Here is a 6074-nt window from a genome sequence, read left to right as displayed (position 1 = left end):
GGAGGGCCCGGGGGCTTGGACGCGACCACCTGGGACGGGGACGGGACGGGGTTCGCGCGCTGCGCGGCGGCCGCGGCGTCCCGGACGGCGGCGGCGCTGCCCGGCGCGGGCACCGGCAGCACCTTGGCCTTGGTGAAGTACGGGCGGAGGAACTCGGCGGGCAGCACCTCGACGGTGTCGGACTCCCACACCAGCCATTCGGCCTGGTTGGAGCCGTGCGTCGGCTCGACGCCCCACAGGTGCACGCGGACGCCGTAGCGCTGCGCGGCCTCCACGGCGGGCAGCATGTCCTCGTCGCCGGCCAGGAGCACCGCGTCGGTGATCGCGCGGTGCCGGGCGAGGGCCTCCAGGTCGGCGCGCAGCTGCGCGTCCACGCCCTTCTGCTGGCCCTGCGCGTTCAGGTTGCCGAGCCGCAGCTTCACCAGCGGCAGGTTGGCGATCACGCGCTGGTCGACCGTCGGCTGCTTCTTCGGCGCGGCGTCGAACCAGTACACCCGCAGCAGCTCGCCGCGCCGCTGCCCGTCGGCGTGGTCGGTCAGCGCCTTGATCAGCTTCTCGGCGGCGACCCGGTACTCGCGCCGGGATCCGCAGCCGAGCAGCAGCGCACCGGAGGCCGCGTAAAGGTATCCCGCGTCGACGAAGATGGCGTATCGCGCGGGCTGGGCAACGTACTCCGAGGTGGCCATGGCCTTCCACCTTATTCGTGCGGAGGCCCCCACTGGGTGCGAACCACGGTTACATCTCGCTGCGGGCGGTCCGCGGGGAGTCGGTGCGCGGCCCGCCGCGGGCGGGCCGCGCCGCGGCTCATCGGGCAGGTCAGCGCGGTAGGGCGCTCGCCCGCCAGGCGCCCGGGCCGCGCGGCCCGAGGTCGCCCGCGAACGTGTTGCGGACGAGCCGTGACCGGTCCGCCCACCGGGACGGGCGGGCCGGGCCGCCGCCGTCCCGCGCCGCCGCCGCGGCCTGCGCGCGGGCGGTCAGCACGGCGACGAGCGCGGCGATCTCCTCCGGCCCCGGGTCGCCCCGGACGATCTGCAGGAACGGCTTCTGCTCGGAGCTCACGAAAACCGGCCTTCCAGGAGAGTCCGGGTCACAGCGGGATGTTCCCGTGCTTCTTCGGCGGCAGCGTCTTGCGCTTCTCGCGCAGCGACCGCAGCGCCCGCACGACCTGCCCGCGCGTCTCCGACGGCTTGATCACGTTGTCGACGTAGCCGCGCTCGGCCGCGATGTAGGGGTTGGCGAGCGTGTCCTCGTACTCGGTGATCAGCTCGGCGCGGCGGGCGTCCGGGTCGTCCGCGGCGGCCAGCTCGCGCCGGTACAGGATGTTGACCGCGCCCTGCGCGCCCATCACCGCGATCTGCGCGGTCGGCCACGCCAGGTTGATGTCGGCGCCGAGGTGCTTGGACCCCATGACGTCGTAGGCGCCGCCGTACGCCTTCCGCGTGATGATCGTGACGAGCGGGACGGTGGCCTCGGCGTAGGCGAACAGCAGCTTCGCGCCGCGCCGGATGATGCCGTTCCACTCCTGGTCGGTGCCGGGCAGGAAGCCGGGGACGTCCACGAAGGTCAGCACCGGGATGTTGAAGGCGTCGCAGGTCCGGACGAACCGGGCGGCCTTCTCGGACGCGTCGATGTCGAGCGTCCCGGCGAACTGCATCGGCTGGTTCGCGACGATGCCGACCGAGTGGCCCTCGACGCGGCCGAACCCGACGATGATGTTGGGCGCGAACTGCTCCTGGACCTCCAGGAACTCGCCGTCGTCCAGCACCCGCTCGATCGCGGTGTGCATGTCGTAGGGCTGGTTCGGCGAGTCGGGGATGAGGGTGTCGAGCTCCTCGTCCAGCTCGGTCACGTCCACCGGCACGTCGAACGCGGGCGCGTCGGACAGGTTGTTGGACGGCAGGTACGACAGCAGCGCCTTGACGTACTCGATCGCGTCGTCCTCGTCCGACCCCTGGTAGTGGGCGACGCCGGACTTGGAGTTGTGCGAGTGCGCCCCGCCCAGCTCCTCCATTGTGACCTCTTCACCGGTGACCGTCTTGATCACGTCGGGGCCGGTGATGAACATGTGGGACGTCTGGTCGACCATGACGATGAAGTCGGTGATCGCCGGGGAGTACACCGCGCCGCCCGCGCACGGGCCCATGACCAGCGAGATCTGCGGGATGACGCCGGAGGCGTGCACGTTCCGCTTGAAGATCTCCGCGTACAGGCCGAGCGCGACCACGCCCTCCTGGATCCGCGCGCCGCCGGAGTCGTTGATCCCGATCACCGGGCAGCCGGTCTTGATCGCGTGGTCCATGACCTTGCAGATCTTCTCGCCGAAGACCTCGCCCAGCGATCCGCCGGAGACGGTGAAGTCCTGGCTGAACACCGCGACCGGGCGCCCGTCCACCGTGCCGTAGCCGGTGACGACGCCGTCGCCGTAGGGCCGGTTCTTCTCCATCCCGAAGTTGGTGGAGCGGTGCCGCGCCATCTCGTCGAACTCCACGAACGAACCGGGGTCGAGCAGCGCGTCGATCCGCTCCCGGGCCGTCATCTTGCCCTTGGCGTGCTGCTTCTCCACGGCGCGCGCGGATCCGGCGTTCACCGCCTCGTAGCGCCGCCGCTCCAGGTCCGCGATCTTCCCCGCCGTGGTGTGGAGGTCGTAGTCCACGGGGGGCTCAGGGGCTTCCGTCGCCATGCCGGTCAGGGTAACCGGCGACTGATGCGGCTCTTGCGGCCGGGTGCCGGTGACCGGGACGAACCCCGCCCTGGGCTCGCTCGTTAGGCTTGGTCGGGTGGCTACGAAGACACGTGACCGAGCGCAGCGAGGGCACCAATGAGCAGAGCACACCAGGTGTCAGGGGGCCGACGAAGGAGGCCCCGTGACACTTTTCGGCAGGACATGCCCGAGCCGCTGCGCCGCGACGTCCGGCTGCTGGGCGCGATGCTCGGCGACGGGCTCGTGGAGTACGGCGGGAAAGAGCTGCTGGACGACGTCGAACGGCTCCGCCACGCCGTGATCGCGGCGCGCCGCGGCGAGACCGGCATCGACGAGGTCGCCGCGCTCGTCGACGGCTGGACGCTGGAGCGCGCCGGGCTGGTGGCCCGCGCCTTCACCGTGTACTTCCACCTGACGAACCTCGCCGAGGAGCACCACCGCATCCGGACGCTGCGGGAGCGCGACACCGGCGACACCGTGCCGGGGTCGGTGGCCGCCGCGATCGAGGAGATCCGCGCCTCCGGCGACGGCCGGCCGGCGGAGATCGTCGAGGGCCTGGAGTTCCGGCCCGTCTTCACCGCGCACCCGACCGAGGCGCGCCGCCGCGCCGTGGTCACCGCGATCCAGCGGATCAGCGACCTGCTGACCCGGCTGAACGAGGCGCCCGGCGCGTCGGAGCGGGAGGAGACCGAGCGCAGCCTCCGCGAGGAGATCGACCTGCTGTGGCGGACGGCGCTGCGCCGGCACACCCAGCTCGACCCGCTGGACGAGGTCCGCACCGCGATGGCCGCGTTCGACGAGACGATCTTCCGGGTCGTCCCGCACATCTACCGGGCGCTGGACCGCGCGCTCGACGGCGCGGACACCGGCACCCGGCCCCCGAAGGCGCACCCGTACCTGCGGTTCGGCAGCTGGATCGGCGGCGACCGCGACGGCAACCCCTACGTCACCGCGCAGGTCACCCGGGACGCCGTGATGATCCAGGCCGAGCACGTCCTGCACGCGCTGGAGAACGCGACCGCCCGGATCGGCCGGGAGCTGACCGTCCACGAGACGACCACGCCCGCCTCGCCCGGCCTGCTGGACGCCCTCGCCGCCGCCCGCACCGCGCAGCCGGGCCTGATCGCGGAGATCGCCAAGCGCTCCCCGGGCGAGCCGCACCGGCAGCTCCTGCTGCACGCCGCCGCCCGCATCGCCGCGACGCGGGAGCGCAACGCCGACCTGGCCTACGCGTCCCCGGAGGAGCTGCTCGCCGATCTGCGCGCCGTCCAGGACTCCCTCGCCGCCGCGGGCGCCGTCCGGCAGGCGTACGGGCGCGTCCAGCAGCTGATCTGGCAGGTCGAGACGTTCGGTTTCCACCTCGCCGAGTTGGAGATCCGCCAGCACTCCGAGTTGCACGAGCGGGCCCTCGCCGAGCTCGACGGCGAGCGCTCGGAGATGACCGAGGAGATCCTGGAGACTCTCCGGGTCGTCGCGTGGATCCAGCGGCGCTTCGGCGTCCGCGCCTGCCACCGCTACATCGTCTCGTTCACCCGCTCCGCCCAGGACATCGCGAACGTGCACGCGCTCGCCGAGTCCCTCGGCGAGGGGGCGCCCGTGCTGGACGTCATCCCGCTGTTCGAGACCGGCGAGGACCTGGAGCACGCCCCGGCCGTCCTGGACGGGATGCTGGAGATCCCCGCCGTGCGGCGCCGCCTGGACGACACCGGCCGCCGCCTGGAGGTCATGCTCGGCTACAGCGACTCCGCCAAGCAGCTCGGCCCGACCAGCGCGACCCTCCGCCTGTACGACACGCAGGAGGCCCTCGCCGCGTGGGCGGCCCGCCACGACATCAAGCTCACCCTGTTCCACGGCCGCGGCGGCTCGCTCGGCCGCGGCGGCGGCCCCGCGAACCGCGCGATCCTCGCGCAGGCGCCCGGCTCGGTCGCGGGCCGGTTCAAGGTCACCGAGCAGGGCGAGGTCATCTTCGCCCGCTACGGCCACCGCGAGATCGCCCGCCGCCACGTCGAGCAGGTGACCAGCGCGGTCCTCCTCGCCTCGACCGACCCCGTGCAGGACCGCGCCCGCGAGGCCGCCGCCCGCTTCCGCCCGCTCGCCGACAAGATCAGCGACGCGGCGCGGTCGGCGTTCCGCGCCCTCATCGAGACCCCGGACTTCGCCGTCTGGTTCGCCCGGGTGAGCCCCCTCGAAGAGATCTCCGAGCTGCGCATCGGCTCCCGTCCCGCCCGCCGCAAGGCCGCCCGCGGCCTGGAGGACCTGCGCGCCATCCCCTGGGTGTTCGCCTGGACGCAGACCCGCGTCAACCTGCCCGGCTGGTACGGCCTCGGCAGCGGCCTCGCCGCCGTCTCCGACGACGGCCGCGACCTCACCGAGCTCCGCGAGGCGTACGAGGCGTGGCCGCTGTTCAACACCCTCCTCGACAACGCCGAGATGAGCCTCGCCAAGTCCGACCGGGCGATCGCCGAGCGCTACCTGGCCCTGGGCGAGCGGCCCGAACTCTCCGAGACCGTCCTGGCCGAGTACGACCGCACCCGCCGCCTGGTGCTCGCGGTGACCGGCCACGAACGCCTCCTGGAGAACCGCCGCGTCCTGTCCCGCGCCGTCGAGCTGCGCAACCCGTACGTGGACGCCCTCTCCCACCTGCAACTGCGGGCCCTGAAGGCCCTCCGCGCGGGCGTGGAGAACGACGACGAGCGCGCCCACCTGGAAGAAGTGCTCCTCCTGTCGGTCAACGGCGTCGCCGCGGGCCTCCAGAACACCGGCTGACCGGGGCAGAATCGGCTGCATGAGGTACGCACTGCTGATCTGCGACGACGAGCAGGTCTCGCCGTCCAACGCGGAGATCGCGGCCGACCCGGGGCACCGGGCGTGGCTCGCCGACCTGGAGCGGCGCGGCGCGGAGCGCTTCGGCGTGCGGCTGCGTCCCGTCGCGGACGCGACGACGGTCCGGGTCCGGGACGGGGAGACCCTCGTCTCGGACGGGCCGTACGCCGAGACGAAGGACTTCGTCGGCGGCGTCGTGATCATCGAGTGCGCCGATCTGGACGAGGCCATCCATATCGCCGCGGGCCACCCCTACGCGCGGTGGGGCGGAGTCGAGGTCCGTCCCGTCTGGGAATGACCGCGCCGGACGGCGTGCGCGCGGCGGTCGACGCCGCCTACCGGGACGAATGGGGCCAGGTCGTCGCGACCCTCATCGGCCTGACCGGGGACTGGGACCTCGCCGAGGACTGCGCGCAGGACGCGTTCGCCGCCGCCCTCGCCACCTGGCCCCGCGACGGCGTCCCGGACCGCCCCGGCGCGTGGCTCACGACGGCGGCCCGCAACCGCGCCTTCGACCGGCTGCGCCGTGACGCCGCCGGCGCGGCCAAGC

6 protein-coding genes are annotated in these 6074 nt (G+C 73.0%); 3 read left to right on the top strand and 3 right to left on the bottom strand.

Annotated elements, in window-relative coordinates:
* From ETD96_RS39690 to ETD96_RS39680, 3 genes are all read right to left on the bottom strand, one after another.
* On the bottom strand, nucleotides 1-686 hold a 686-nt coding region (locus ETD96_RS39690), incomplete at its 3' end, for an NYN domain-containing protein (protein ID WP_138641636.1).
* Between the two features lie 130 nt (nucleotides 687-816).
* Nucleotides 817-1059: an acyl-CoA carboxylase subunit epsilon gene (locus ETD96_RS39685; RefSeq protein WP_138641635.1), complete on the bottom strand. Its 243-nt coding sequence runs from the start codon at nucleotides 1057-1059 to the stop codon at nucleotides 817-819.
* Between the two features lie 28 nt (nucleotides 1060-1087).
* Nucleotides 1088-2680, bottom strand: a complete 1593-nt coding sequence (locus ETD96_RS39680) for an acyl-CoA carboxylase subunit beta (RefSeq protein WP_138641634.1) — start codon at nucleotides 2678-2680, stop codon at nucleotides 1088-1090.
* Nucleotides 2681-2884: 204 nt separating this feature from the next.
* Here ETD96_RS39680 and ETD96_RS39675 point away from each other — a divergent pair, with 204 nt between their 5' ends.
* The 3 genes from ETD96_RS39675 to ETD96_RS39665 all read left to right on the top strand — a co-directional run.
* The gene (locus ETD96_RS39675; RefSeq protein WP_240808557.1) at nucleotides 2885-5467 is read left to right on the top strand and encodes a phosphoenolpyruvate carboxylase; all 2583 of its coding nucleotides are present in this window, start codon (nucleotides 2885-2887) and stop codon (nucleotides 5465-5467) included.
* A 19-nt stretch (nucleotides 5468-5486) separates the two neighbouring features.
* Complete coding sequence (locus ETD96_RS39670) at nucleotides 5487-5822, top strand: YciI family protein (RefSeq protein WP_138641632.1); 336 nt, start codon at nucleotides 5487-5489, stop codon at nucleotides 5820-5822.
* Nucleotides 5819-6074 (top strand): sigma factor (locus tag ETD96_RS39665; RefSeq protein WP_274704684.1); only part of this gene is annotated, 256 nt, incomplete at its 3' end. The genes ETD96_RS39670 and ETD96_RS39665, both read left to right, overlap by 4 nt.

This window comes from Actinomadura geliboluensis (assembly GCF_005889745.1).
GTDB lineage: Bacteria > Actinomycetota > Actinomycetes > Streptosporangiales > Streptosporangiaceae > Spirillospora > Spirillospora geliboluensis.
Note: the sequence above shows the minus strand (reverse complement) of the source record. Positions and strands in the feature narration are given on the sequence as shown.